We start from the raw sequence: 25,922 nt of genomic DNA, 5'->3' as shown, positions 1-25,922 counted from the left end.
AACAAGAAGGGACCCATTGTGGCCGTCACGCATGATGTTGTTGTGGGCGCCGTCAAAGCGGCAATGGTGGACGCGCTTGGCGTCGAGCCCGAGGAGGTGACGCCGGAGGCGACACTGTTCGGTGATCTCGGCGCGGAGTCCATCGATCTCCTGGACATCCTCTTCCGGCTGGAGCGCAGCCTCGGTATCAAGGTCACCGCCGGCGACCTGGCCGAACGCATCCAGGGTGGTATCCCTGAGGAGGAGTTCGGTACGCCGGAGGGGGTCGTCTCCGAGGTCGGGCTTGCCCACCTGAAGAAGGTCATGCCACAGATCGCGGTGGAGGACCTGCGAGGGAAGCTGCCGGCGGAGGAGGTCATGGGGTTGTTCACTGCGGACAATCTCGTGGATCTGGTGGTCGACCGGAACACCGAGCTCGTCGGCTGATCTCATGGGAGTACGGGTCGGTGTCGATCTCGTCGAGGTGGACCGCGTACAGACATTGCTGAAGCAGCAGCCGGCCGCCAGCAGTGAGCTGTTCACAGAACGGGAACTGGCCGCCTGCTCCGGCCGGCGAGACCGGTTCGTGCGGCTCGCCGGTCGGTTCGCCGCCAAGGAGGCGGTCCTGAAGGCACTCGGCACCGGCCTAGGTCCACGGATGCGGTGGACGGATGTCGAGATCGTCAACGAGCCGTGGGGTAAGCCGCGGGTTCACCTGTACGGCGAGGTGGAGGCGGTCTGGCGAAGGCGGGGCGCGGGTCAGGTAGAGATTTCCATTTCGCACACTGCCGGTCTCGCCCTTGCCCACGCCGTTCTGGTGGAAACGGCCGCCTGTGCCTGCGTATCCGGGCACTCGGCGGTCACCCCCGAGCCCAGTTCCGAAGTGCACGGCGATGGATAGGGGCAGGCGGGCCACCCAGACGTCCGAGACAGCACGTACGTCGAGGGCGGATTGGACAGCGATGAAATCCACCTGACGGATCGACTCGCTGGTCAGACACTCAGTGGGTCAGCGTGCTTGTGGTCATGTCGAGGGTCGAGACGCACTGGCGGGAGCCGACCCACGGCATCTCTCCCGATCCGCTGGGTACGGGGGCGTCGCAGCGATCGAGGTGCTGCGGCGGGCCGGTCAGATTTGGGGGTTGCCGGATCGTGCGGCTGACCAATGGCACGGCGCAGTAGGTCCTGCGATCGGCAATCCAGGCATTTGTTAGTCCTGATGCGGCACAGCCGATACGACATATCCGAACCTCCTGGGGGAGGTACGGGCGGATTGCGGGGGAGAACTGATGTCAGGCCGGTATTCGGTTGGTGGTGCCGCGCTGCTCGAGCGGAATGTGACGGATGTCCACGGGCATGACCGGTCCGATGCTGCGATCGCTGAGCTGCCAATCGCCGATCTTCACGGAGTCGAGGCGTTGCGATTCGGTGGTGTGAACCTGGCCTACGCGCGTGCGCTGGCCGAGTCGGGGGCGGAGCTGCCGCCGATTCTGGTGCAGCGCAGTACCATGCGTGTAATTGACGGTGCCCATCGGGTGCGGGCAGCGCTGCTGTGCGGTCAGCGGACGATCACAGCAGTGCTGTTCGACGGTTGCGACCGCGAGGCGTTCGTCCTCGCGGTTCGGCTCAATGTGACACATGGGCTGCCACTGTCGCTGGCGGAGCGGAAAGCGGCGGCTACCCGCATCCTCCACGACTATCCCGAGTGGTCCGACCGATCGATCGCCTCGGTGACTGGCGTCTCCGACAAGACGGTTGGGGCAATCCGGCGGCGGTCGCCCGCGGAGATTCCGCAGCCGACCGACCGGGTTGCCCGTGACGGAACGATCAGCCGCCGCCCGCTGGTGGAGGGTCGGCTGCGAGCGGCCGAACTGATCCGGTCGCGGCCGCACACGCCGCTGCGGCAGATTGCGGACGAGGCCGGGATCTCCTTGACTACTGCTAAGGACGTGCGCAATCGGGTGCGGTGCGGCAAGGATCCGCTGCCCGCCCGACAGCGAGCGACGTTGTCCGGCGCTGTGGTTGCAGAGCCCGAGTTGGGTGAGGCGGATGCGATGGCCGCAGAGTTGATGATGCAGCGGTTGCGTAGCGACCCGGCGGTGCGTCGGACGGCCGGCGGTCGGTGGGTACTGCGCTGGCTCGCGACGATGACCTTCGACGAGCAAGGCTGTGAGCGGGCTGTCGCATGCCTGCCGCCCTACCACCTCGAGACCGTCGCACGACTGGCGCGGCAGCGGGGCGCGGTGTGGCTGCGCCTCGCGGGGCGAATCGAGGAGCGTACGCGGTCGAACTGAGAGGTGAACATTTCGTAATTCGTCCGCGGTCGACCGCCGCATTGACAGTCGTTGTGTAGCGATGTTCTACTGGCGCCCCGCGATAGGTCGGATGACCGCTGTTCCCTTATATGAAGTACTCGTCTGCGCGCGTTAGGTCGGACTGATGAACAATGACGTGCAACGCCGTTGGTGTTTTCTGTTCCCAGGTCAAGGTTCCCAGCGTGTCGGTATGGGGAGAGACCTCTACGTACAACGTCCCGATCTCGTCGCGGAAATCTTCGAAACCGCAGACGAGCTGCTGGGCTTCCCGCTCTCGGAAATAGCCTGGACCGGGCCCGAGGATCGGCTGCGCCGTACCGAGATCACGCAGCCTGCGATATTCGTGGCGAGTTACGCGGCATATCGTGTGCTCACCGAGCGAATGCCCGAACCGGTGGCCGTCGCCGGACACAGCCTGGGGGAGTACACCGCGTTGGTCGCGGCTGGTGTACTGGAGTGGACCGACGCGCTGCGACTGGTCCGCCACCGCGGCGAGCTCATGGCCGCGGTCAACGAGACCACCCCAGGCACGATGGCGGTCGCGCTGGGATTGACCGCATCGGTGGTCGAGCGGTTGTGCGCGGAAGCCTCCGCAGCCTCCGGTGTGGTGGTCGAGGTGGCCAACTACAACGAGCCGACGCAGACCGTCGTGTCTGGAAGGACCGAGGCGGTCGCGGAATTTCTGCGCCGGGCCACGGCCGAGCTGCCCCCCGACGGAAAGATCATGAAGATCGGGGTCGGTGCGCCGTTCCACTGCTCACTGATGGCACCGGTGGAGGAGAAGTTCGCCACCGAGCTGGCCACCGTCGACTTCCGCGATCCTCGTATTCCGGTGGTGGCCAACGCCACCGGCGGATTCGTCACCACCGGCACCGAGGCGCGTGACTCGCTGCGCCGGCAGTTGGCCGGGCCGGTCCGCTGGACGGACAGCCTGACCACTCTCGTCGATTCCGGCGTCACCACGTTCGCCGAGGTCGGGCCCGGCCGGGTGCTGACGGGCATCTGCCGGCGCACGTACCCCGACCTGGACTGCCATTCCGCCTCCGATGCGCGCCGCATTGCCGCTCTGCTCGACGCCAGCGTTCTGCCTCGCACCGTCTGAAAGGACTCCCATGCGCACCGCCCAGATCATCGGCACCGGCGGATACCAGCCCGGTGACCCGATCGACAACGCCACCATTGAAAAGCTCGTTGGCCCGCTGCCGGACGACGTGCTGAACGGGCTGACCATCGAGCAGCGCTTCTGGATGATCGATCCTCGGACCGGCGAGCACCTCGACAGCAACTCCGGGATGGCGTACAAGGCTGCGGTGGCGGCGTTGGCCGCCGCCGAGGTCGAGCCGGCCGAGGTGGATCTGATGATCCTGGCGACCGGGACCCCGGACTACACGCTGCCGCCGTCGGTCAACCTCGTGCAGGAAAAGCTCGGTCTCGAGTCCTGTGCCACACTGGAGATCCGCTCCGGTGGCGCGGGCGCCGCGCAGGCATTGGACATCGCGCGGCTCTGGATCGAACAGGGAAATGCCACCACGGCGTTGGTCATCGGGGTGGAGGCCATCTCGCCCGCCATCGCGCCGGTATTCCTGGAGACCGAGCCGGACAGAATCCGGATGCGCGACCGAATCCCGCTCTACATGTTCGGTGATGGGGCAGGGGCGATCGTGGTGCGCGCGGGAGAGCACGGCGGACTGCGCCGTGGTGCCACCAGGGCCATCGGTGGCCTGCGCAAGCCGGGCATCTGGGCCATCGGTGGTGGCACCCATGCGCCGCTGCTGCAGCAGCAGCGGTCGAAGAAGCTGGTGGACCTCAGGGTCGATGTGGTCGGCGCCGGGGACTTCACGCCGGTGATGGTGTCCGAGGCGCTGTCGCACACGCTCGAGGCCGGCCAACTGGCCGCGGCCGACGCCGACTGGTGCCTGATCCCCGAGGGCAATGCCGGCTGGATGCTCGATTCGATGCGCGACGCCGGTGTAAAGACCGCGGACTGGGAGGCCCTGGAGGGCCGCATCTTCGACAATTTGGCGATGACCGGCGCCTGCGGCTGCGCGGCGGTGCCGCTGTTCCTCGACAACGCGTGGCGCAACGGCATGATCCAGCCGGGGCAGCGCGTCGCCATCATCGGCGTCGAAGCGACGAAATGGATGTACGGGGGGATCGTGTGCGACTGGACCGCCCCCACCCCCACCCCCGCTACGCAGAGCAACGAGTCCGTCTGATGTTTGATGTTGTCGTCATCGGCAGCGGCCTGGGCGGGCTGTCGGCCGGGGCGCTGCTGGCGCGCGCCGGTCTGCGAGTCGCGGTGGTCGAGCGCAACGCGGCGCCCGGTGGCTATGCGCAGCCCTTCCGCCGAGGTCCCCACTTGTTCGACCCGGCCATTCACTTCACCCTGGATGCCGGTCCCGCCGGGTTCATTCCCGGGGTGCTGGACCACCTGAATGTCGCTGATCGCGTCGAGTTCCGCGAGTTACCGCAGACGTATCAGGCGCGGTTCCCGAGCCTGACTGTCGATGCGCCGCCTGGCCGGCTGGCGTTCCTCGAGCTGCATCAACGGTTGTTCCCGCGACAGGCCGACGGATTGGCGCGGCTGTTCGAACTGCGCCGCGAGATGTTCACCCAGTTCGCTGCGCTGCCGCAGCATGTCGGCCCAGGTGGACTCGATGCCGCAATGGCGGCGGCACCCCTGGTCTTCCGCTATCGGCTGTCGACCTTGACCGAGGTGCTGGACGAGTTTCTGGACGACCCGCAGTGTGCGGCGGCGATAGGCAGCATCTGGCCCTACATCGGCTCGCCGCCGTCGCGGATGTCGTTCCCACTGTTCAACCAGATGCTGGAGACCCTGCATCACGGAACCTTCTACCCGCGCGGAGGTTTCGGGACCCTGGTCGACGCCCTGGCTGCCGCGGTCCGCGACAACGGCGGCGAGCTGCTGCTGGGCGACGAGGTGCGGCGCATCCTGGTCGAGGACGGTCGCGCCGTAGGCGTCGAGACGGCGGGCGGGACCGTGCTGCACGCTCGCGCGGTGGTCTCGAACGCCGACGCGCGGCAGACGTTCGGCGAACTGGTCGGCTGGGACCTCCTACCGACCGCGCTGCGGCGCAGAGTTGACCGGTATCGCCTGGCGCCCTCGGCATTCGTGCTCTACGGCGTGCTGCACGCCGATCCGGCGGAACTGGGCCTGGCACACGAGAACTTCGTGTTCGGATCATGGGACCATGACGCCATCTGGGCTGACGTGCAGGCGGCCCGGCCCGGTGGCATTTGGGTGACCGTGCCGACCCTGGCCGACCCGGAACTGGCACCAGGAGGCGGGCACCTGGGTGTGGTCACCAGCCTGGTCCGAGCCGGCGCCGACGGTAGCTGGCGCGCGATCCGGGACGCGCACGCCGACGCCCTGCTGTCCACGGTCGAGGCGGGTGTGCCCGGCTGGCGCGACGCCTTCGAGATCGTCGACATGGCCACCCCCGACACGCTCTTCCGCTACAGCCGCAGCGCTGGCGGAACCGCCTACGGCTGGGAGAACACCCCCGCGCAGACCGCCAGCAAACGGCTGCCGCACCGCACCTCGCTGCCGGGCCTGTATCTGTCCGGCCAATGGGCCGAGGAGGGCACCTCCTCGCTGCGGACCCTCACCTCGGGTCGAGCCACGGCGGCCATGGTGGCTGCCGACCTCGAACACCCCACGGCGATACCGGATTTCGGCGGCCCGTCGTTCGTCAACGAGCTACTGACGGGGGCACGCCAGTAGCTGTAGGAGCGATCGCGCCGATGGGCTGAGACAGCGACGTTGGTCGTCGAGCCGATGCGGCGGTCCTTCGGATCACCGGGCCCGGATATCACGCGGCTGCACCGGGTTTCGCTGGATCGCCGCATGTCGTTGCCGACTAGTGTTCTGTCTCATGGTCGTTGGTTCGCCGCTCTGACCGACAAGATGGTCCGCCGGGGCGTGTTCCACAGCGTCTAATCAAAGCTGAGACGGAACTAGCGGTGTGCCTGCAGTCCGCGGATGATCAGGTCCACCAGCCTGGTGTAGCTGCTCGCCAGGTCGGGGGAGCGCAGGGCGCCGTTGAGTTCCAGCGAGACCGCGCCGTGTAGCGCCGCCCAGACCTGCTGGGCGAGCTCGACGGTATCGCTCTCGGTGATCGCGCCGCGGGCCATGGCGTAACGGATGTGCGAGACCAGCTCCCCGAACGCCCGGCTGGCGCTTTCCTGCACCGCTTTATTGGTGAAGTGCCTGCCAGCCGAGGCGTGGAACATGATCAGGTAGTGCTGCGGGTGCTTGGTAGCGAACGCGCGGTAACCTGCGGAGGCCGCTCGCAACCGGACGATCGGGTCGGCGTCGGCCGGAGCGGCGACCTCGGCCCGCAGCCGTTCGAAGCCACGGATCAGCAGTTCCGACTCCAGGCCGTCCTTGCCGCCGAACCGGTTGTAGACGCCCATCAGCGCCACCCCTGCCTCGGCGGCGACCGCCCGCACAGTGACCCCGGCCAAGCCGTCGCGGATCAGGACCGCCTCGGCGGCGTCGACGAGGGCACGCTCGACGTCCTTGCTCGGCGTGCGGGTGCGACCAGCCATCTGTTTCGGTCTCCTCGGTTCGCGCTGCCGGACTGTCACCTTAGCCGCTTGGACCTGGTTGACGGCCCGATGACGATGCTGTAGAACAACGTTACACAGATACCGCAGTCTGTTCCACAGGAGGCATGCCGTGTCCACACCCACTTTCGAGCGGGCTGATACCTCTGAGCAGACTCTGGGTACTCCCGACCCGGCCACACCCACCGGCGCACGCCGCTGGCTGGCGCTGGCGGTCGTGTGTGTGAGCGTGATGCTGGCGGTGATCAACAGCACCGTGGTCAACGTCGCCCTGCCAACGCTGGGGCGGGACCTGGGTGCTTCCACCACCTCAATGCAGTGGATCGTCAACGCCTACACCCTGGTGTTCGCGGTCATGCTGCTCACCGGCGGCGGTCTCGGCGACCGATTCGGCCGCAAACGCACGCTGCACGTTGGCCTGGTGCTCTTCGCGGCCTCCTCCCTGGCGGCGGCGAACGCCACCAGCACCGGCCAGCTGATCGCCGCCCAAGCAGCGATGGGCGTGGCGGCCGCATTCGTCTATCCGGCAACGCTGGCGCTGCTGTCGGCGATCTTTACCGATCGCAAGGAGCGAGCCATCGCCATTGGCATCTGGTCGGCGGTCTCCGGCCTGGGGGCCGCCGTCGGCCCGGTCGCGGGTGGTCTGCTGCTTCGGCACTTCTCATGGCAGTCGGTGTTCCTGGTGAACCTGCCGCTGATCGCAGTGGCGCTGGTCGGCGGGCTCCTGCTGCTGCCCAGGTCGCGTGCCGAGTCGACCGGTCGGTTCGACGTACTCGGCGCTTTGCTGTCCATGGCCGGTGTCGGGCTGCTGGTGCGTACGGTGATCGAAGGCCCGAGTGACGGCTGGCTGTCGGCGGTGACGTTGGGCGGATTCGCCGGTGCTGCCGTGCTTCTCGCGCTGTTCGCCTGGTGGGAAGCGCGCACTGTCGAGCCGCTGCTCGATGTGAGTATGTTCCGCGACCGGCGGGTGACGGCGGCGTGCGTCGCGATCATGATGGCCTTCCTCGGGCTGCTCGGTTTCGTCTTCCTGATCACCCAGTACTTCCAGGTGATCCGCGGCTACGACACCTTGAAGGCCGGCCTGGCCATCCTGCCGTTCGCGGCGGTCATGGGCGTAATGGCGCCATTGAGTATGGCGCTGACCGTCCGGATCGGACCCCGGCTCGTGATCTCGCTCGGCATGCTGTCGCTGAGCGCGGGTTTCGTGGTGGCCATGCAGCTCACCGCCGAGTCCAACTACTGGGGGCCGGTGGTCGGTTCGATGGTGCTGATGGCCGCTGGGCTCGCCTGGGGGACTGCTCCCGCCACGGACACGATCATGAGTGTGCTGTCGGCGAACCGCCTCGGCGCCGGGTCCGCGGTCAACGACACCACCCGCCAGATCGGCGCGGCGCTGGGCATCGCGGTGATCGGCTCGGTGATGAACCAGGTCTACGGTGACCGGATTACCAGTGGATTCGCCACACTTGGGTTGCCGTCGGAACCGGCATCGGAGTCGCTGGTGGCGGCGGTGGGAGTGGTTCAGCAACTGCCCCCCCAGGTGGCGGAACAGGCGCTGCAGACGACCCGGGACGCGTTCATGTCGGCGCTGCACGCCGGTTCACTGGCGGCGGCGATCGCGACCGCCGCTGCGGCAGGGGTGGTCGCGCTGCTCATGCCGGGCCTGAGGCGGTGAGGCCCGGGTCCCAGCGATAGCCCGGCCGAAATCCGAAGGCGGACCCGGTCGTGCAACCGAGTCTGGACAACTCTCCCTCGGCCCGCGCCACCACCCGAGCGATCGGCCCCAAGGTGGAACGTGCAACCGGTAACCCCTGCGGCAGCGGATTCTGGCATCCCGCGAACCCGAGGAGGAGTACGACGAGATCGGACGCCGGCGGCGAGCGAGCCATGATCTACGCCAGGCCAACACCAATTGAATTCGCATCCGCCTGCTTGCGTGGAAGATGGTGTCCGAAGCGAGGTGCCCGGACCTGTCGGATGTGGTTGGTGACGGGGCGGAGCTGGAGCCCGAGGGACCGCCGCAGAACGACTGACCGAACAGGGGCGGCCGGTAGCCTGAACGGAATACTGCCGTAGCCCCGACGGGCTGCGGCTATTCCATTGTGCGTGCCCTGACCGGACAGACGCCGCCTCCCTGGTACATGGGCACGTCGGCAGGCACCTGCCCTGCCCGGCGACGACCGTCGTCGAGGGACACCGCGGCGCCGCTGGCGACGCGTAGGTGGTCGTCTCGGCGGGCCCGCAGCCATACGAGCAAGGCGTGGTGCCTGCGTTGCGGTTCGCCTGTCCGCTAGACGGCGACTGTCGCGCCGAGCATGAGGGCCGATCGAAGCAGGTGCTCCTGAGATGCACCCCGATCCCGGCGACGTGGGGTGCACGCGCCACCAACTCCTCAAACGAGGGGCATCGGCGACGACTAGGCAAGCACGATCCGTCAACTGACAAACCTCCACAACAGATACCGCGCCAACCCACGGCCTATCCAGTCAACTGTGCGTCCTTTCTTGCCGAGCTGGGTCGTGTTCGTGGGGTCGCGCTGAACTCGACCAACAAGTGCAGAAACCTGAACTCGCTGCGATACTCACTGCGGGCAAGGTGAACGGCGCAGCAGGCGCCAACATTTCTGCCGTGCCATGCGATTCCGATGGCCCGGTGAATTCTCCGGGGGGCACATGCTCACGTCCAAAAGACCCATTCTCATTATCGGTGGCGGTATCGGCGGCGCCGCAGCCGCACTCGCGCTGCGGCAGGCCGGCCTCGACGCCGTCGTCTACGAGGCACGCAGTCAACGCGGCACCCGCTACGGCGGCTGCTATGTGCTTTGGTACGCGGGCATGCAGTCACTGCGGCGACTCGGCGTGGCCGACAAGGTGCGCGCGGCGGGCCATCGGGTGGACCGGTTCGAGATGTGCGACGAACGCGGCCGCCTGCTGTACCGCGTCGACATGGACTCGCGCTCCGTCGAGCCGGGCCTTCGCCCGCTGGCGATCCGCCGGGCCGACGTGGTCGACATCCTGCATGCCGAACTCGGATCCGAAGCCTTGCAGTTGAACTCGACGCTGCGGGAGTTCCGTGAGACCGCTGCCGGTGTCGACGCGATCTTCACCAACGGCCGGGTCGAAACCGGCCAGGTGCTGATCGGCGCCGACGGGCTGCATTCGAGGGTCCGCGCGCACCTGCACGGCCTGAGCCCGGCCCGGCACCCTGGCTACGCGCACTGGTCCGGGATCGCCGAGACCGATTGCGGCGCGCCCCAACACGTTTTCCGGATTATGCACGGCAACGCGGCCCGGTTCGCGTTCTTTCATCTCGGTGACGGACGGGTCAATTGGTGGTGCACCCGCAACGCCCCCGCGGGCTCGGACGGCGACCACCTCGGAGAGCTTCGCGCGCTCGAAACGGCCTACCGTGGTTGGCATCCGATCGTCGGCGACCTGCTCGCAGCGACTGCGCCGGAGTCCGTGCACCGCCGTGACACCGTCGACCGCCCACCCTTGAGGCGGTGGGGCCGCGGCCGGATTACCCTGCTCGGCGACGCCGCCCACGCCATGACCTTCGATCTGGGTCAGGGCGCCGGCACCTCGCTCACCGACGGGGTCACGCTGGCTCACCATCTGTCCCGGCGCGGCGCCCCCATCGCCGCGCTGCGCGACTACGAGCGGGCCCGCCGTGCGGTGACTGTGCCGCTGGCGCTCGCCTCGCGGCGCATCGGCGAGGCAACCGGGTGGCGCGGACCGTTCGGCCCGCAAATGAACCACCTGATCCTGCGCACGATCGGTGCCCGGATCACCCCCACTTTGCTCGCACTGGACGCCCGCAGTCATTCCGCACTCGATATGGAGTTGTCGCATGCCGTCAGATGAAGCGGAAAAGAACAAGGCAATCATTAAGCACTACCTCCAGAAGGCATGGAACGAGGGCGACTGGAGCGTGGCCGAGGAAGTCGTCGACGAGAACGTGGTCTTCCACGACATGGTCCGTGACGGCAAGTACCCGAAGGGCCGCGAGGGCCTGCGTGCGGCGATGAATGACATCCGTACCGGCATACCCGACTTCGTGATGGACCTGCAGCACCTCGTGGCCGAGCACGACCTGGTGGCGGTCGTGTGGAGTGCCACCGGAACCCACGCGGGGATCTTCAACGGCCTGCCCGCCACGAACCGCGTCGTGACCCTGCACGCCATGAGCATGGTGCGGATGAAGGACGGCAAGATCATCGAAGGCTGGCAGGAGGCCGACCAGCTCGGTGTGGGCCGCGAACTGGGCATGGTCCCGAAATCCGAACTGCCGCGGCCGGTCGGGAGCCTGCTCGCCTTCGGCATCCGTACCCGTGACCGCATGGTGCGCACGCGATGAACCTGAGCGGCAAGGTGGCGCTCGTCACCGGCGGTGCCCGCGGTATCGGCCGCGCGATTTCGCTCGCCTTGGCCGCCGAGGGGGCCGACGTGGCCGTGAACTACCGCTCGAGTGAAGCCGCGGCCAAGGATCTCGTCGCCGAGATCGAGTCGAGCGGGCGCCGAGCGATCGCCATCGGCGGCGACGTCGCGGACCCGAACGCAGCCAAAGCGATGGCCACACAGGCGGTTTCGGAACTGGGCGGCCTGCACATATTGGTAAACAACGCCGGCATAGCCCACGACAAGCTCATTTACCACATGACGGCCGACGACTGGCGATCGGTGATGGACGTCAACTTTGGCGGCGTCTTCAACGGCACCAAGGCGGTGCTGGACCACTTCATGGTTCAGCGGGAGGGCGCGATCGTCAACATCTCCTCGGTGATGGGCGAGCGCGGCTGGACCGGGCAGGCCAACTACTCCGCGTCCAAGGGTGCGGTCAACGCGTTCACCCGATGCGCCGCAGTCGAACTGGCCCGCTTCGGCATCCGTGTCAACGCGGTGCTGCCCGGCTTTACCCCGACCGATCTCGTGGCGGAACTGGTCGACAAGGGCGGCAAGGGCATCAAGAAGCAGATCCCGATGCGCGACTTCGCCCGGCTTGAGCACATCGCCGCCATGGTCGTCCACCTGGCCAGCCCCGATTCGGCCTACACCACCGGCGCCACGATCGCCGTAGACGGCGGCGCCAGCGCTCAGCTAGGCCTCGGCCGTCCCGAGTGGTAAGGCCCGCCACCGATTCTGATCGCCCAATTGGAGAGAAGGAACGTCGTAATGAACGACACCCTGTTCCCCCAGGTCCGTACCGCCGTCGCCGAGGACGCGGCGGCCCTGCCCGACGAGCTCGGCTTGGTCACGCTGGTCGAGTCCCGCGCGGCCGTAACCGCCTGAGTGCCGTGCGATTCCACCTGATCGACCGGATCGACGAGTACGAGCCCCGCAGCCGTGTTCGCGGCCGCAAACTCGTCTCGGCCGCGGAGTCGGGCCTGCGCGAGTCCGCGGACGGTCCGGTCCTCGAATCCGCGCTCGTACTCGAGGCGCTGTGTCAGGCCGGCACATGGCTGATCATGCTGTCCACCGAGCGTCGTAAACGAGCCGCGCTGCTGCAGATCGGCGGCGTCGAGTTCACCGGCGTCGCCCGCCCGGGGGACGTGGTGGTTCTCGAGGGCACCGTGGAGACGATGTCGGACGAGATGGCCGTGTTCTCGGGCACGGCGCAGGTCGACGGCAGCGTGCTGATGCGCGCCACCGACATCATGTGCGCCCTCATCGACGCGGGCGATCTGCAGGACGACGCGCACAGCGGCCGTCTGCTCGAAGGGCTGGTGCGGGCATGAGACGCGTAGCCATTACCGGTATTGGTGCGGTGACGCCAGTCGGTAACGACGCCGACGCCACCTGGAGTGCCCTGCGGGCCGGGCGATCCGGCGTCGGTCCCATCACCTCCTTCGACGTGTCGACCTTCGCCGTCCGGATCGCCGGCATGGTGAAGAACTTCGATGCGGAAGTCGCCATCCCGGATGCCGCGCTACGGCGCAACCTGTCGCGCCCGGGCGCCTTCGGAGTCGCCGCCGCCCTGGAAGCCCTCGCCGATGCAGGACTGTCGGGCGGAGGCGATTACCGGCCGGGCGAGCGCGGCGTGAGCGTCGGCGCCACCGCCGGACGGCCGTCGCTGGCCGAGATGGCGGAGATCTTTCACCGACTACGGGAGTCGCTGCCGCTGTACCAGCAGCCGGTCGAGCATGTGCTCGAACGCGATCAGAACACCCCGGCCGCCGCCATTGCCCGGGCCGGTGGGTGTGCCGGACCCATGGTCGGAGTCTCGACCGCCTGTACCGCCTCCGGTCACGCCCTCGGCGAGGCGTACCGGCTGATCCAGGAGGGGGAGGCCCGGATGATGGTGGCTGGGGGATACGACTCGCTCATCTCCTGGCTGGATGTGCTCGGTTTCTCGCTGCTCGGTGCGCTCACCACCGAGCACGCCGACGAGCCCGAGCGGGCGTCGCGACCGTTCAGCGCCGATCGGTCGGGCTTCGTGCTCGGCGAGGGCGCGGTGATGTTCGTGCTCGAGGATCTGGAATCCGCGCGGCAACGCGGTGCCCACATACACGCCGAGATCGTCGGATACGCGGCCACGATGAACGCCTACCGGATGACCGATCCACCACCGGACGGCGGCGGCGTCAGCCTTGCGATGGCACACGCGCTGGACGACGCAGGGCTGCAACCGTCCGACATCGGATACATCGCCGCGCACGGCACTTCGACACCCGGCAACGACATCTGCGAGACGAGGGCAATCAAGGACGTGTTCGGCGAGCACGCCGACCGGGTCGCCATCAGCTCGGTGAAATCCATGATCGGCCACATCACCGCGGCAGCCGCCGCCGCGGGCCTGCTGGGGGCGTTGGGCGTGCTACGCACCGGATACGCGCCGCCGACCATCAACCTCGACCGCCCGGATCCCGCGCTGAACCTCGACTATGTCGCCGGCGTCGCCAAACCGGTGGAAACCGATGCCGTCATGGTCAACGCATTCGCGTTCGGCGGCACCAACGCCTGCCTGATCCTGCGGAGGGAGACCCCATGATCGCCACCACGGCACCAGCTCCGACGCTGGTCGGGTTGGACCGGATCGTCACCCTCGAGCCGAGCCGTGCCGCGACAGCGGTGCGTAATGTGCCCAGCACCCTCGACATCTTCGACAGCCACTTCCCGCTTTTTCCGGTACTACCGGGCGTGCTGATCCTCGGGTCCCTGGCCGAGCTGGCGGGGTTGCTGATGACCGAGACCTTCGATGGCACCTGGCAGTTGGCCGCAGCCCACAGCGTGCGCTATCGCCACTTCGTACGGCCGGGCGACCGCATGGAATTGAGGGTCGATCTGATCGAACTCGGCGCCTGCTCGGCACGCGTGCTGGTGGACGGCAAGCGGGTGACAACCGTTGCTCGTCTTGTTCTTTCGCAGAGCGATGTCGGCGGTGCGCGATGAAGCGGGTGGTCGTGACCGGCGTCGGACTGGTCACCGGGCTCGGTGTCGGCACAGCACAGACGTGGCATGCGTTGCTGGACGGTAAGAGTGCGGTCGGGGCCCTGCGCGGGTTTGACGCGAGCTCGCTACAGTCGCGACTCGGGGCCGAGGTCATCGACTTCGATCCGGCACCGTTCGCGGTGAACCGGCGGGTGCTGCGGAACATGACACGCAACGACCAATTCGGCGTTGCGGGTGCGGCTTTGGCGCTCGCCGACGCCGGGGTGACTATCGACGATCCGGATCGCACAGGGTTGTTCCTCGGTGGCAACAAGGAGATCTCCGAACCGGCCAAGGTGCTCGACGCGGTGCTGCTGGCTCGCAACCCGGACGGCACCGCCGACCTGGCGCGGATGGGCACCGAGGGCGCGGCACGGTTCTATCCACTGTTCTACGTCGAGGGCCTGCAGGCGGCGGCGCTGTTCTATATCTCGCAGGCGCACGGATTGCGCGGTACCAACACGTATTTCGCTGGCACCGGCGAGGCCGGCGCCACCGCGATCGGTCGGGCCTACCGGGCCGTGCTGCGCGGTGAAGCGGCCGTGGCCGTCGCAGGCGGCTTCGACGATCCCACCTCCTGGTGGAGCATGACGAAACTGGACCCGATGGGTGTGCTCACCACCCGAAACGATCTGGGTGCAGGAGCGATACGGCCCTACGACCGCAACCGAGACGGATTCGTACCGGGTGAGGGCGCCGCATTCTTGGTACTCGAGGACGCCGAATCCGCCGCCAACCGTGGTGCCTCGGTGTACGCCGAGATCGCCGGGTTTGGGCGCGGTTTCGATCCGGAGGGCGCAGCGGGAGTGGTCGGGGCTATCGAGTCGGCGCTCGCCGAAGCCGGTATCGAGCCGGACGCACTCAGCTTGGTCGTCACCGAGGGCGCCGCCTCACCGTCAGGTGATATTGCCGAAATCGCGGCGCTGCGTTCGGTCCTCGGCGACGCGTTGCCGCGACTGTCGGCGACCGCGGTCACGGCGGCGACCGGGTATCTGGTCGCTGGCGCGGGCGCGCTCAACATCGCGGTCGCCGCATTGGCCACTCGGCACGGCGTGGTACCGCCATTGCTCAACATGACCGACCCGGACCCCGCGTGCGCAGGACCGAACTGGGTCGTCGATGTAGCCCGCGAGCAGTCAGTGGGCTACGCCCTTGCACTGACCCGCGGGTTCGCCGGCCAGCATGTCGCACTCGTCCTCCGGACATACACAGGAAGGACACCGCAGTGATGAACACCCCCAGCCAGGGCCGCGTCGTCGTCGTCGGCGTCGGCGCCATCACCTCCCAAGGACCGACCGCCGAGGATCTGTGGCTCGGCGCCAGCCAGGGCCAGGTCGCGATCCGCCCGGTCGAGCACATGTCGATGGACGGGTACCGCACCCGCTTGGCCGGTGAGGTCGTGGCCGGCCACTCCCCTAAGCACGACGTGGGCTATCCGACCGAATTCACCGACCGTGCACTGGATTTCGCACTCATCGCGGCCGAGGAGGCGATGGGGTCGGTAGGACTGGGCAACGACGCCGTCCCGGCCGAGCGCTGGGGCGTGGTGCTCGGCACCTGCAACGCCGGACTGCTCAGCGCCCGGCACTGGTACTTGGCACGCGAGCGCGGCGAGCCCGTCGATCCACGGGTGCTGCTGTTCACCCCACCGCAGGCCATCGCGGAGGCACTGGCCGGCGCGTTCGGCGTGCGCGGTCCTGTGCTGTCGGTGAACACCGCCTGCGCGGCGGGCGCGAACGCCATCGGCTACGCCGCCGATCTGATCCGCTCCGGCCGCGCCGACGCCGTGCTCGCCGGCGGCACCGACGCGCTGTCGGATGTGCTGGTCGCCGGATTCAACTCGCTGGAGTCGCTGTCCCCCGTGCCCGCGGCGCCGTACTCCAAAGATCGGCAAGGGCTGTCGCTAGGTGAGGGCAGCGGCATGCTGGTGCTGGTGCGCGCCGACCTGGCCCGCGAACTGGGCCGTCCGATCCTGGCCGAGGTGGCCGGGCTCGGGCTCTCGGCCGACGGCTATCACGCCACCGCGCCGCGTCCGGACGGCACCGGCGCCGCGCGGGCCATCCAGGCCGCGCTACGGTCTTCGGGCCGCGCGGCCGAGGACGTGGTCTACGTCAACAGCCATGGCACCGGCACCGCCAAGAACGACCCGGCCGAAACCATGGCGATGAAGGTCGGTCTCGGCGATGCCAGCCGGTCGGTAGCGGTCAGCAGCACCAAATCGATGATCGGTCACCTGCTGGGCGCGGCAGGGGCAGTCGAGGCGATCGTGACCGTGAAGGCGATCGAGGAACAACTGGCCCCACCCACCGCGAGCTTCACCGCCGGTGATCCGGACTGCGATCTGGACTACACGCCGAATGTCGCCCGCCGTCTCGACATCGGCGTCGCCATGTCGAACAACTTCGCCTTTGGTGGTGCCAACGCCTCCCTGGTGCTGACCCGCGACGCGTCCCCGCCCGCTACCCCGACCGCCGACCGCATCGTGATCACCGGCGTCGGCGTCCTCTCCTCGGCTGGAGTGGGTACCGAGGTGCTGCGCGAAGCCTTCGCGAACGACCGCCGATGCACCACCGACGAGTCCGGCGCCCGGGTCGGTCGTGTCCCGCTCGACGTCGGCGAGTACCTGACGACCAAGGCGCGTCGTCGGATGGACCGGCTCGGCATCTTCAGCGTCGTCGCCTCTCGGTTGGCCCTACAGGACGCGGGCCTCACCCTGGATGACGGCAACCGGACCCGCGTCGGCACCGTCCTGGGCACCGGAATCGGCCCGATGGAAACCATCGAGGCATTCGCACGCCCGTTGTTCGAGAGCGGCCCCCGCGCGGCCAACCCCGCCCTGTTCCCGAACACTGTCTACAACGCCGCGACCGGGCAGGTGAGCATGCACGTCGGCGCGGTCGGCCCGACCACCACAGTCACCGCCGGGCACGCGGCCGGTGCGGGCGCGTTGGCCTATGCCTTCGACATTCTGTCCCGCGACGAGGCTGACGGCATGCTGGCGATCGCCGCGGATACCCTCACCGACACCGTGATCGGCGCCTACGGCGAGATCGGGCCACTCACCACCGACGGATTCGGCCTGGCCGAGGCCGGTATCGCCGTGCTGCTCGAGCGGGCGAGTGCGGCAGCCGCCCGTGGCGCGAGTCCGCGAGCCGAACTGCTGGGCTACGGAATCGCGTCGGACGGTAGGGGGGTCGGCCGCTGGGATCGCGACGGGCACGGCATCGAGCGAGCGCTGCGGGATGCGTTGGAGCGGGCCGGGCTGCGACCGTCAGACGTCACCGCCGTGTGGACCAACACGATCGGTTTGCCGGACGTAGACGATCCCGAGAACCTGGCCTTGGCGCGGCTCTTCGAGGGTTCTGCCGCACCGCCGAGGTTCGCGCCGAAACGGTTGTTCGGCGAGCCGATCGGTGCCGGCGCCCCGCTGGCGTTGGCCGTGGCGACCGCCGGTGAGATGGATGGTCCGGCACTGGTTGTGAGCAGCTCGCTAGGTGGCACTCACATCGGTCTTGTCCTTGGGCCGGTGCGTTGACCGGTAAGGCGCGACCGCTTACCCGCGAGGTCGAAATCGGTGGCCGGCGACTGGGTTACGGCATCCTGCCGGGTAGCGGTCCGCCACTGCTACTGGTGCACGGTGCCGCGGCCCGCTGGCAGGTGTACCGACCGCTGATGCTCGCACTGCAGGCCGGCTACCACCAGTACGCCCCCGACTTGCGCGGCCACGGCGTTTCGGACCGGGCACCCGACTACGGCATCGACGGCTTCGCCTCCGACATCATCGACTTCGCCGACAAAGTGGTCGGCGCACCGGTGCACCTGTTCGGGCATTCGCTGGGCGGCTGGATCGCGCTGACCGTCGCCGCCCGCCGAGCGGACCTGGTGCGGTCGCTGGTCATCGCTGACTCCGGCATCTATCCGGACGACATCCCGCATGAGGTGAGGACGGCCTGGCTGGCCGGGCTGCCGCTGGCCTTGCGATCGCTGGCGACATCGTTGCACCAGTTCGATACCGAGGTGCTCAACCAGTATCACGACAGGCGGATGACCCGCGACTACCACCCGGACGAACTGCTGGCGCGGGTACGCTGCCCGACCCTGCTGATACAGGCCGATCCCGCTTGTGGCGGGTTCATGTCCGACAACGACGTCCGGCGGGCGACCCAGCTGCTCGCCGACGTCCGCCACATCCGCCTCGACGGCGTCGGGCACGGCCTGCACATCGAGGACTCTGCCCGAGTCGCCGACACTTTCCGTGAATTCCATCGGCCCAACCAGTCGATCAGGAGCTGATCATGCCCGCCCTCGCAGACCGCGCGAGTAACCTGTTTCCCTCGATGATCATCCGCTCACCACTGCACCGCCTGCGCGGCGGCGTGGAATTGGATGCGGCGCAATGAGCACTCGCAGGGTCGTCATCGTCGGCGCCGGTATCGGCGGACTGACCGCCGCTATCGCCCTGCGCCGCATCGGAATCGATGTCGTCGTCATCGAGAGGGCAGGTGCCGACGAGCTCGCCAAGGGCGTGGGAGTCCACCTGTGGAGCAACGCCATGCGCGCCCTGCAGCACATCGACCTCGCCGATCAGGTGGCTGAGATCGGCACAAAGGTCACCGCGCACCGCAACCTCGACTGGCGGGGACGTCCGCTGGGTTCGTTCGACCTGGCAGCGCTGAGTGACGAGTTCGGCGCGCCGTCGGTGGGAATGAGCCACCCTGATCTACACCGCCTGCTGCTGCAGACCCTCGGTCCGGATGTGCTGAGGCTGAACTCGGAGCTGATCGGCTTCGAGCAGAACACCAAGCGTGTGGTGGTCCGCCTCGCCGACGGCAGCGTGGAGCGCGGTGATCTGCTGATCGGTGCCGACGGCATCGCATCGATGGTCCGCCGGCAGTTGCACGGCCCGACTCGGCCCCGGTATTCCGGAATGGCGGCCTGGCACGGCATCACCGACTACACCGATCCGCAGATCCCCGTCAGCGAGATGCGGATCTATTGGGGTCCGGGTGCGCGGATCCTGCACTATCACGTGACCGGTCAACGCCTGTACTGGCTCGCGATGCTGAAATCGCCGCCCAGCGCGCCCGAGCCGCCAGCCGGACGCCAGGCCGCGGTACTGAAGACGTACCGCGGCTGGCCCGCCCACATCCAGCGGATGATCGCCGCCACCGAGCCCGATGCCATCCTGCGCAGCGACGTCGTCGACCGGGATCCCCTGCGGCACTGGGGATTCGAACGCGCCAGTCTGCTCGGTGACGCCGCGCACCCGATGACGCCCGACATGGCGCAGGGCGCGGGGCAGGCTGTCGAGGACGCGGTCTGTCTGGCCCGCGTCCTCAAGGCGGCGGCCGATCCCGTCGCGGCGCTTCGCGAGTACGAGCAGCGCCGCACGGGCCGCGCCAACGAGTTCGTCAAAATCTCGCGGATGGTGAGTCGGATGAGCTTGCTCGAGGCCGCTCCGCTGCGGGTGGTGCGCGACAAGGTCGCGCTGCGCGCCGTCTACGCCATTCAGCGGTCCCGCTCCAAAGCTCGCACCGATCTCATTGCCCATCCGTAGAAAGACGCAGCCTCATCTCCGTCGAGACTGCAACCAGGCCCCCGTTCGTACAGGCGCCGGCATTGTCCTAGTCGACCCGTCGCGTCGCCGGACTGCTGTCGTTGATCATGATTTCCACGCTGACCGTCGGGTTGGTAAGTCTCGGCGCGGCTCTGCTGCGTCGATAGCCGGATCGAACCCGTCTTGTCGAAGATTTCCGCTGAGGAGTGACTGGCGTGTTCACCCGTATCGCCATCGTCAACCGTGGTGAGGCGGCTCGCCGCCTGATCCACGCGGTCCGCGAGTGCAATGCCGAACACCGCGACCGCGAACCGATCCAGACCATTGCGCTGTACACCGATGGTGAACGGCACGCCGGTTTCGTGCGCGAGGCCGACCAGCGATACTGCCTTGGTCCCGCCTCGGCACGTCCGTACCTGGACCTGGCGGTGCTGGAGCGGGCGCTGACCGATACCGGGGCCGACGCCGCCTGGGCTGGTTGGGGGTTTGTCGCCGAGGATCCCGCATTTGTGGAACTGTGCGACCGGCTCGGGGTTACCTTCATCGGCCCGAGTGCGGAAGCGATGCGGGCACTGGGCGACAAGATCGGTGCGAAGCTGCTGGCCGAGCAGGTCGGCATCCCGGTCGCGGCGTGGAGCCGGGGACCCGTCCAGTCGCTTGACGCCGCCCTGGCGCAGGCGGCCGAGATCGGATATCCGATGATGCTCAAGGCAACCGCCGGTGGCGGTGGCCGTGGCATCCGCATCGTCGGATCGCCCGACGAACTGCGCGATGCCTACGCCCGCACCAGCGAGGAGGCGACGCGAGCCTTTGGCAACGGGGTGGTGTTCCTCGAGCGGCTGGTCACCGGTGCCCGCCACGTCGAGGTGCAGGTGATTGCCGACGCGCACGGCACCGCCTGGGCCCTGGGGGTGCGTGACTGCACCGTGCAGCGGCGCAACCAGAAGATCATCGAGGAATCAGCCTCACCGCTGCTGAACCGGGACCAAATCGCGACGGTGAAGGATTCGGCCGAACGGCTCGCTCTGGCCGTCGGCTACCGCGGCGCGTGCACGGTCGAATTCCTGTACCAGCCGCAGGAGCAACTCTTCGCCTTCCTCGAGGTGAACACCCGACTGCAGGTCGAGCACCCGGTCACCGAACTGACCACCGGCATCGATCTGGTCAAGGCACAGATCGAGGTGGCAGCCGGGCTGCCGTTGCGCGGCGATCGTCCGGTCGAACGTGGGCACGCCGTCGAGGCGCGGCTCAACGCCGAGGACGCCGACCGCGACTTCGCGCCCGCGCCGGGCCGTATTGAGCTGCTGCGCTGGCCTGTGGGACCAGGCGTGCGCATCGACACCGGTATCGTCGAAGGCGACGAGATCCCATCGGATTTCGACTCGATGATCGCGAAGATCATTGCCTACGGTCGCGATCGTGACGAGGCACTGGCCCGGCTACGCCGCGCGGTCGCCGAGACCACCGTCGTCATCGAGGGCGGCGCCACCAACAAGAGCTTGCTGATGTCGCTGCTGGACGCCCCCGAGGTCATCGACGCCACCGCCGACACCCGCTGGGTGGATCGAGTCCGGGCAGCGGGCGGACTGGCTGCCATCCAGCAGATCGGCATCGCCCTGGCCGCCGCCGCCATCGCCAGCTACGACGAGGAGGAGCAGGCGCGCAGGACCCGCCTATGGGAAACCGGCCGCGGCGGACGGCCGCAGACTCTGGATGAACCCGCCCGGGCCGTCGAGGTGAAACTGGCAGGCCGCGGCTATCCGGTGACGGCTGCCCGCATCGGCGCGCACCGCTACCGGATCGGCATCGACGACATCTCGTTCGACGCCGATATCGAACGGCAAGACCGGTACTCGAGCCGGCTGACGGTCGGCGACCGTAGCTACCGGATCATCACCGCGACTCACGGCACCGTGCACGTCGTCGAGGTCGATGGCGTCGCGCACCGGGTCAGCCGGGACGAGGGCGGTGCGGTGCGGGCACCCGCACCCGCGCTGGTCGTGGCCACACCGGTTGCAGAAGGCGCCGAGATCGCCGCCGGGGCTCCGGTGCTCGTGCTGGAAAGCATGAAGATGGAGACCGTGCTACCCGCGCCGTTCGGCGCCCGGGTGCGCAAGCTGCTGGTTTCAGTCGGCAGCCAGGTAGACACGGGAACGCTACTGGCACAACTGGATCCAGTAGGGGAAGACGCCGACCCGGTGCGACACGAGCCGGTCGACCTGATGCTGCCGCTATTGTCTGCCGACGACTCCGCGGCCCTTCGCGCGCAGCTGACGCTGAATGAACTGTCCAGCGCGGTGCTGGGTTTCGATCGAGCGGACGATCCGCATCCGGCGCTGTCGCGCTACCTGCGCGACCGTAGTGGCCTGGTGGCCGAATACGGCGCGCCTTTGGCCGGCGAAGCCGCCCTGATCGAGTCGTTCTGCGACATCGTCGAACTGTCCACCCCGGAGCCGGAGGAGTCGTCGCACCGCAGCCGCCACGAACAGCTGCACACCTACCTGCAAAGCCTGGACGTGAACCGAGGCGCACTGTCACCGGGCTTCCGGCACACGCTGGACAGCATCCTGGCCCGTTACGGAGTCACGGAAGTCGATCGCGCGCCTGAGCTGGAGCAGGCGGTGTATCGCATCGTGCTGGCCTGCAAGCGCTTCAATGACAGCTCCCGGGTAGTGCAGGAGCTGTTGAAGGTGTGGCTTGGTGAGCCGCGCCCGGTCGAGGACGGTATCCGCCCCGCGTTGGATCGGCTGATCAGAGTCGTCGCCGGCCGCTCGCCCCTGCTGGCTGATCTGGCTCGTAGCGTGGTGTTCCGCTGGTATCTGCACCCGGAGGCGGAGGGCGCCCGGGCGGCGATGCTGGCCGGGGTACCCGACGAGCTTCGTGCGCTCGCCGACATGCCGGATTCCCCCGAGCGCTCCCGGCGAATCGCGGCCATCGCCGATATTCCGGAATCACTGGACCGCATCGTGGTAGCGAGGCTGTTCCAGGACACCTATGCCCCGGTGGATCCATTGCTGGAGGTGCTGTGCCGCCGCCGTTACGGCGAGCAACGGCTGGGCGCGGTACGCACCCTCACTGTGGCCGGTCGGGCGTTCGTGGTCTGCGACTACCGGCTTGAGTTGCGCCCGCGCCACGTCGTGCCTACCATCTGCGCCGCGACCGTAGGCCGGATGACGGACCTGCGCGACGGCGCGTCCGGCACATTGGTGAGCACGCTACGTGATCTGCTCGACGCCGCACCGGCCAACCATGTGCGGGTGGCGGACCTCCTGCTGGCCTGGCCGGACGCGCCCGCCTCGGTCGAGGAGCGGGCGGCCGAACTGCTGGCCGCGCTGCGGCATACCGGGCTGGCGGGGCATGCGCGCCGTATCAGCGTCGCGTTGCCACCTCCCGACGGCGGGCCGTTGGAACACTTCACGTTCCGGCGGCGCGCGGCGGGCCTGGTGGAGGACACGGTGATCCGTGGTGTGCATCCGCTGATCGGGCGGCGGCTGCATCTCTGGCGGCTGCGCGACTTCCACCTGACCCAGCTTCCCGCACCGCCGGACATGCTGCTGTATCACGCCGTAGCCAAGGACAATCCGACCGATCAGCGACTGGTCGCCATGGCGCAGTTGCGGCGCTTCGAACCGGTTCGCGACTCCGACGGGGCGATCATCGCCGTACGTGGTGCGGAGACCGTCCTCAGCGTCTGCGCCGAGGCGGTCGCCAAGGCGCGCCGTGAGTTGGACCCGGCAGGGGGCCGGCTGGATCTGAACCACGTCTGGCTCGACATTCGCCCGTTCATCGACGTCGACACGGCGCAGTTGGCGGACTGGCTACACGCCACCGCGCCGCAGATCGTGCGGGCCGGCATCCAGGACGTGGTGGTGCACGGGCGGGTGCGCCAGCCAAACGACTCGTACGAATTCCAGGTCACCCGGTTCTGCTACGACCTCAGCGGTGGCACCGAAGTGTCGGTCGAGTCCGCGCCGACGGAACCGCTCGCGCCACTGAACGACTACGACCAGAAGGTGCTGCGGGTGCGCCGGCGCGGTGCGGTGTATCCCTACGAGCTGATCGACCTTGTGCGCGGCCCCGGAGGCGAGTTCACCGAATTCGACCTCGAAGGGCAGTCTCTCGTCGAGGTGGATCGGCCGCGCGGGCGCAACCGCGCGGGCATCGTGGTCGGGTTGGTGTCCACGCCAACCGAGCTGTATCCCGAGGGAGTACGCCGCGTCGCGCTGTTCGGGGATCCCCACCGGGCGCTGGGCGCGCTGGCCGAACCCGAGTGTGCCCGGATTGTCGCGGCACTGGACCTCGCTGAGCGGGAACGCATGCCGGTGGAGTGGTATGCGATATCGGCGGGCGCACGGATCTCGATGGACTCCGGCACCGAGAACATGGACTGGGTGGCCCGGGCGCTGCGCCGGATAGTGCAGTTCACCCAGGACGGCGGCGAGATCAACATCGTGGTCGCCGGAATCAACGTCGGCGCTCAGCCGTACTGGAACGCCGAGGCGACGATGCTGATGCACACCAAGGGAATTCTGGTGATGACGCCCGCCGGTGCGATGGTGCTGACCGGCAAGCAGTCGCTCGATTTCTCCGGCGGTGTCTCGGCGGAGGACAACTTCGGCATCGGCGGCTACGCCCGGGTGATGGGACCCAACGGGCAGGCCCAGTACTTCGTCCCGACCCTGGCTGCGGCGCAGGAAATTCTGCTGAGCCACTACGCGCACACGTACGTGACCCAGGGCGAGCGGGGACCACGCCGCGCGTCGACCATCGACCCGGTCACCCGAGACGTCACCGCGTCCCCGCACCACCACCCCGACAGTGACTTCATCACCGTCGGCGACATCTTTTCCGCGACCGCGAATCCGGACCGCAAGAAGCCGTTCGCGATTCGCGCGGTGCTGCAGGCGGTCTCGGACCAGGACCACCCATTGGTGGAACGCTGGGCAGACATGGCCGAGGCTGAGACCGCGGTCGTGGCCGACGCCCGCATCGACGGTTGGCCGGTATGCCTGATCGGCATCGAGTCCGGGCCGGTCGCACGGCATGGCTTCCCGCCTGCGGACGGACCCGAATCCTTCACCGCCGGAACGCTCTTCCCGTTGTCGTCGAAGAAGGTGGCGCGAGCGATCAACACCGCCAGCGGCAACCGTCCGGTGGTAATGCTGGCGAACCTGTCCGGGTTCGATGGATCACCGGAGTCTCTGCGGCGGCTGCAACTTGAGTACGGTGCCGAGATCGGCCGAGCCATCGTCAACTTCGATGGCAAAGTGGTGTTTTGTGTCATTTCCCGCTACCACGGCGGTGCGTTTGTGGTGTTCTCCAAGGCGCTCAATCCGAACATGACCGTGCTCGCCGTCGAGGGCTCGTTCGCCTCGGTCATCGGCGGCGCCCCCGCCGCCGCGGTCGTTTTCGCCCGTACCGTCGACGCCCGCACCACCGACGATCCACGCATTCGCGGGCTTGAGCAGCGCATCGCCGCCACTGATGTTGCGGAGAAACGCGCCGACCTGGTGACTGAACTCGCTGACCTACGCACCGCTGTGCGAGCTGAGCACCTGTCCGCCCTGGCTGCAGAATTCGACCGGGTGCACAGCATCGAACGCGCGGTGCGGGTCGGCTCGGTCGATGCGGTGATACCGGCATCCGAACTGCGCGCGCGGATCGCGGCGGCGATCGAGCGGACCGGCTGACTATGACCACAGTCGGTGACACCGGAGGCGTTGATCGTTGCCGCTGCGCTGGTGTTTTGAGGGTGTACTGGTGATCCGGATGTAGCGAGGTCTCCGGTGGATGTTTCGTCGACGAAGAAGAACATCTGCACGGAGACCTCGCACATGCCGGCGCTCAGCCGGCGTGGCGACGCCCAGCGGCGGCCATGGTATGTCCGGGCCGAATTCCAGCGTGTGCCCGCGAGGATCAGTGCCGCTGCCAACAGGCCAGCACCGACGGCCCACACCAGCGCCGGCACCACCTGCCAGGCGCCGACCGGGTACGCCAGTGCGGGTCCGGCCACGGCCCAGATCCCGCTCACGACGAGCTTCAGCCGTTCGGGGT

19 protein-coding genes are annotated in these 25,922 nt (G+C 68.0%); 18 read left to right on the top strand and 1 reads right to left on the bottom strand.

All coding sequences use genetic code 11. The features are described 5' to 3' along the window. Positions 1–18 precede the first annotated feature (18 nt). The 6 genes from AB0A90_RS25060 (at position 19) to AB0A90_RS25035 (ending at position 6,039) form a co-directional block, all read left to right on the top strand. Positions 19–426: an acyl carrier protein gene (locus AB0A90_RS25060; protein WP_357252483.1), complete on the top strand. Its 408-nt coding sequence runs from the start codon at positions 19–21 to the stop codon at positions 424–426. Positions 427–430: 4 nt separating this feature from the next. Next, a complete protein-coding gene (acpS, locus tag AB0A90_RS25055) occupies positions 431–880 on the top strand; it encodes a holo-ACP synthase (RefSeq protein ID WP_357252480.1) in 450 nt (149 codons plus the stop codon). Positions 881–1,268: 388 nt separating this feature from the next. Further along, positions 1,269–2,273 (top strand): ParB/RepB/Spo0J family partition protein, encoded by a 1,005-nt coding sequence (locus AB0A90_RS25050; RefSeq protein WP_357252478.1) that lies wholly within the window; start codon positions 1,269–1,271, stop codon positions 2,271–2,273. A gap of 145 nt (positions 2,274–2,418) precedes the next feature. Beyond that, positions 2,419–3,396, top strand: coding sequence for an ACP S-malonyltransferase (fabD, locus tag AB0A90_RS25045; protein WP_357252475.1), 978 nt, complete (start codon positions 2,419–2,421; stop codon positions 3,394–3,396). Positions 3,397–3,406: 10 nt separating this feature from the next. Then, complete coding sequence (locus tag AB0A90_RS25040; RefSeq protein WP_357252473.1) at positions 3,407–4,510, top strand: hypothetical protein; 1,104 nt, start codon at positions 3,407–3,409, stop codon at positions 4,508–4,510. Next, the gene (locus AB0A90_RS25035) at positions 4,432–6,039 is read left to right on the top strand and encodes an NAD(P)/FAD-dependent oxidoreductase (protein WP_357252549.1); all 1,608 of its coding nucleotides are present in this window, start codon (positions 4,432–4,434) and stop codon (positions 6,037–6,039) included. The genes AB0A90_RS25040 and AB0A90_RS25035 overlap by 79 nt, the downstream gene beginning before the upstream one ends. A gap of 233 nt (positions 6,040–6,272) precedes the next feature. Here AB0A90_RS25035 and AB0A90_RS25030 read toward each other — a convergent pair whose 3' ends face one another. After that, positions 6,273–6,866, bottom strand: a complete 594-nt coding sequence (locus AB0A90_RS25030) for a TetR/AcrR family transcriptional regulator (protein WP_357252470.1) — start codon at positions 6,864–6,866, stop codon at positions 6,273–6,275. Between the two features lie 130 nt (positions 6,867–6,996). Between AB0A90_RS25030 and AB0A90_RS25025 the strand changes: the two genes are divergently transcribed. The 12 genes from AB0A90_RS25025 to AB0A90_RS24970 all read left to right on the top strand — a co-directional run bounded on the left by AB0A90_RS25025 (position 6,997) and on the right by AB0A90_RS24970 (position 25,558). After that, a complete protein-coding gene (locus tag AB0A90_RS25025) occupies positions 6,997–8,559 on the top strand; it encodes a DHA2 family efflux MFS transporter permease subunit (RefSeq protein WP_357252467.1) in 1,563 nt (520 codons plus the stop codon). A 997-nt stretch (positions 8,560–9,556) separates the two neighbouring features. Then, positions 9,557–10,747, top strand: a complete 1,191-nt coding sequence (locus tag AB0A90_RS25020; protein ID WP_357252464.1) for an FAD-dependent monooxygenase — start codon at positions 9,557–9,559, stop codon at positions 10,745–10,747. After that, complete coding sequence (locus AB0A90_RS25015) at positions 10,734–11,240, top strand: ester cyclase (RefSeq protein WP_357252461.1); 507 nt, start codon at positions 10,734–10,736, stop codon at positions 11,238–11,240. Before AB0A90_RS25020 ends, AB0A90_RS25015 begins: the two co-directional genes overlap by 14 nt. Then, positions 11,237–12,007 (top strand): 3-oxoacyl-ACP reductase family protein, encoded by a 771-nt coding sequence (locus AB0A90_RS25010; protein WP_357252457.1) that lies wholly within the window; start codon positions 11,237–11,239, stop codon positions 12,005–12,007. The genes AB0A90_RS25015 and AB0A90_RS25010 overlap by 4 nt, the downstream gene beginning before the upstream one ends. Positions 12,008–12,177: 170 nt before the next feature. Then, positions 12,178–12,618: a hypothetical protein gene (locus tag AB0A90_RS25005; protein WP_357252455.1), complete on the top strand. Its 441-nt coding sequence runs from the start codon at positions 12,178–12,180 to the stop codon at positions 12,616–12,618. Continuing rightward, positions 12,615–13,871 carry a beta-ketoacyl-[acyl-carrier-protein] synthase family protein gene (locus AB0A90_RS25000; RefSeq protein ID WP_357252547.1) on the top strand — a complete coding sequence of 419 codons (1,257 nt, stop codon included), beginning with the start codon at positions 12,615–12,617 and terminating at the stop codon, positions 13,869–13,871. The genes AB0A90_RS25005 and AB0A90_RS25000 overlap by 4 nt, the downstream gene beginning before the upstream one ends. Continuing rightward, on the top strand, positions 13,868–14,272 hold the full coding sequence (locus tag AB0A90_RS24995) for a hypothetical protein (protein ID WP_357252452.1): 405 nt from the start codon (positions 13,868–13,870) through the stop codon (positions 14,270–14,272). The genes AB0A90_RS25000 and AB0A90_RS24995 overlap by 4 nt, the downstream gene beginning before the upstream one ends. Next, positions 14,269–15,540, top strand: coding sequence for a beta-ketoacyl synthase N-terminal-like domain-containing protein (locus AB0A90_RS24990; RefSeq protein WP_357252449.1), 1,272 nt, complete (start codon positions 14,269–14,271; stop codon positions 15,538–15,540). The genes AB0A90_RS24995 and AB0A90_RS24990 overlap by 4 nt, the downstream gene beginning before the upstream one ends. Continuing rightward, complete coding sequence (locus tag AB0A90_RS24985) at positions 15,540–17,846, top strand: beta-ketoacyl-[acyl-carrier-protein] synthase family protein (protein ID WP_357252543.1); 2,307 nt, start codon at positions 15,540–15,542, stop codon at positions 17,844–17,846. Before AB0A90_RS24990 ends, AB0A90_RS24985 begins: the two co-directional genes overlap by 1 nt. Continuing rightward, entirely contained in the window at positions 17,843–18,604 is a 762-nt protein-coding gene (locus AB0A90_RS24980) for an alpha/beta fold hydrolase (protein WP_357252447.1), read from the top strand. The genes AB0A90_RS24985 and AB0A90_RS24980 overlap by 4 nt, the downstream gene beginning before the upstream one ends. A gap of 103 nt (positions 18,605–18,707) precedes the next feature. Next, complete coding sequence (locus AB0A90_RS24975; protein WP_357252444.1) at positions 18,708–19,868, top strand: FAD-dependent monooxygenase; 1,161 nt, start codon at positions 18,708–18,710, stop codon at positions 19,866–19,868. Positions 19,869–20,083: 215 nt separating this feature from the next. Beyond that, positions 20,084–25,558 carry a biotin carboxylase N-terminal domain-containing protein gene (locus AB0A90_RS24970; RefSeq protein WP_357252441.1) on the top strand — a complete coding sequence of 1,825 codons (5,475 nt, stop codon included), beginning with the start codon at positions 20,084–20,086 and terminating at the stop codon, positions 25,556–25,558. The last annotated feature ends 364 nt before the right edge of the window (positions 25,559–25,922 follow it).

This window comes from Micromonospora sp. NPDC049204, from assembly GCF_040647935.1.
Lineage (GTDB): Bacteria > Actinomycetota > Actinomycetes > Mycobacteriales > Micromonosporaceae > Micromonospora.
Note: the sequence above shows the minus strand (reverse complement) of the source record. Positions and strands in the feature narration are given on the sequence as shown.

Coding starts and splice junctions, on each gene's coding strand:
- acpS (WP_357252480.1), top strand. CDS start 431: ATGGGAGTACGGGTCGGTGTCGATCTCGTCGAGGTGGACCGCGTACAG.
- AB0A90_RS25050 (WP_357252478.1), top strand. CDS start 1,269: ATGTCAGGCCGGTATTCGGTTGGTGGTGCCGCGCTGCTCGAGCGGAAT.
- fabD (WP_357252475.1), top strand. CDS start 2,419: ATGAACAATGACGTGCAACGCCGTTGGTGTTTTCTGTTCCCAGGTCAA.
- AB0A90_RS25040 (WP_357252473.1), top strand. CDS start 3,407: ATGCGCACCGCCCAGATCATCGGCACCGGCGGATACCAGCCCGGTGAC.
- AB0A90_RS25035 (WP_357252549.1), top strand. CDS start 4,432: ATGGATGTACGGGGGGATCGTGTGCGACTGGACCGCCCCCACCCCCAC.
- AB0A90_RS25030 (WP_357252470.1), bottom strand. CDS start 6,866: ATGGCTGGTCGCACCCGCACGCCGAGCAAGGACGTCGAGCGTGCCCTC.
- AB0A90_RS25020 (WP_357252464.1), top strand. CDS start 9,557: ATGCTCACGTCCAAAAGACCCATTCTCATTATCGGTGGCGGTATCGGC.
- AB0A90_RS25015 (WP_357252461.1), top strand. CDS start 10,734: ATGCCGTCAGATGAAGCGGAAAAGAACAAGGCAATCATTAAGCACTAC.
- AB0A90_RS25010 (WP_357252457.1), top strand. CDS start 11,237: ATGAACCTGAGCGGCAAGGTGGCGCTCGTCACCGGCGGTGCCCGCGGT.
- AB0A90_RS25000 (WP_357252547.1), top strand. CDS start 12,615: ATGAGACGCGTAGCCATTACCGGTATTGGTGCGGTGACGCCAGTCGGT.
- AB0A90_RS24995 (WP_357252452.1), top strand. CDS start 13,868: ATGATCGCCACCACGGCACCAGCTCCGACGCTGGTCGGGTTGGACCGG.
- AB0A90_RS24990 (WP_357252449.1), top strand. CDS start 14,269: ATGAAGCGGGTGGTCGTGACCGGCGTCGGACTGGTCACCGGGCTCGGT.
- AB0A90_RS24985 (WP_357252543.1), top strand. CDS start 15,540: ATGAACACCCCCAGCCAGGGCCGCGTCGTCGTCGTCGGCGTCGGCGCC.
- AB0A90_RS24975 (WP_357252444.1), top strand. CDS start 18,708: ATGAGCACTCGCAGGGTCGTCATCGTCGGCGCCGGTATCGGCGGACTG.